The organism is Streptomyces sp. NPDC001020 (genome assembly GCF_053599115.1).
On sequence record NZ_JBSFLQ010000088.1, the window covers coordinates 1 to 1,204 of the forward strand.

General features: G+C 56.1%; 1 rRNA gene (cut by a window edge). It reads right to left on the minus strand.

Annotation, left to right across the window (positions count from 1 at the left end):
* Positions 1-21 precede the first annotated feature (21 nt).
* A 23S ribosomal RNA gene (locus ACWDEX_RS36995) occupies positions 22-1,204 on the minus strand (it continues 1,881 nt past the right edge of the window).

Genomic DNA, 1,204 nt, shown 5'->3' on the forward strand with positions numbered 1-1,204 from the left:
AACACAGTGGACGCGAGCAACTGAGGACAAGCCCTCGGCCTATTAGTACCAGTCACCTCCACACGTTACCGTGCTTCCAGATCTGGCCTATCAACCCAGTCGTCTACTGGGAGCCTTACCCCATCAAGTGGGTGGGAGTCCTCATCTCGAAGCAGGCTTCCCGCTTAGATGCTTTCAGCGGTTATCCCTCCCGAACGTAGCCAACCAGCCATGCCCTTGGCAGAACAACTGGCACACCAGAGGTTCGTCCGTCCCGGTCCTCTCGTACTAGGGACAGCCCTTCTCAAGACTCCTACGCGCACAGCGGATAGGGACCGAACTGTCTCACGACGTTCTAAACCCAGCTCGCGTACCGCTTTAATGGGCGAACAGCCCAACCCTTGGGACCGACTCCAGCCCCAGGATGCGACGAGCCGACATCGAGGTGCCAAACCATCCCGTCGATATGGACTCTTGGGGAAGATCAGCCTGTTATCCCCGGGGTACCTTTTATCCGTTGAGCGACGGCGCTTCCACAAGCCACCGCCGGATCACTAGTCCCGACTTTCGTCCCTGCTCGACCCGTCGGTCTCACAGTCAAGCTCCCTTGTGCACTTACACTCAACACCTGATTGCCAACCAGGCTGAGGGAACCTTTGGGCGCCTCCGTTACTCTTTAGGAGGCAACCGCCCCAGTTAAACTACCCATCAGACACTGTCCCTGATCCGGATCACGGACCCAGGTTAGACATCCAGCACGACCAGACTGGTATTTCAACGACGACTCCACAAACACTGGCGTGCCTGCTTCAAAGTCTCCCAGCTATCCTACACAAGCCGAACCGAACACCAATATCAAACTGTAGTAAAGGTCCCGGGGTCTTTCCGTCCTGCTGCGCGAAACGAGCATCTTTACTCGTAGTGCAATTTCACCGGGCCTATGGTTGAGACAGTCGAGAAGTCGTTACGCCATTCGTGCAGGTCGGAACTTACCCGACAAGGAATTTCGCTACCTTAGGATGGTTATAGTTACCACCGCCGTTTACTGGCGCTTAAGTTCTCAGCTTCGCCTGAACGAATCCAAGCTAACCGGTCCCCTTAACGTTCCAGCACCGGGCAGGCGTCAGTCCGTATACATCGCCTTACGGCTTCGCACGGACCTGTGTTTTTAGTAAACAGTCGCTTCTCGCTGGTCTCTGCGGCCACCCCCAGCTCAGGAAGCAAG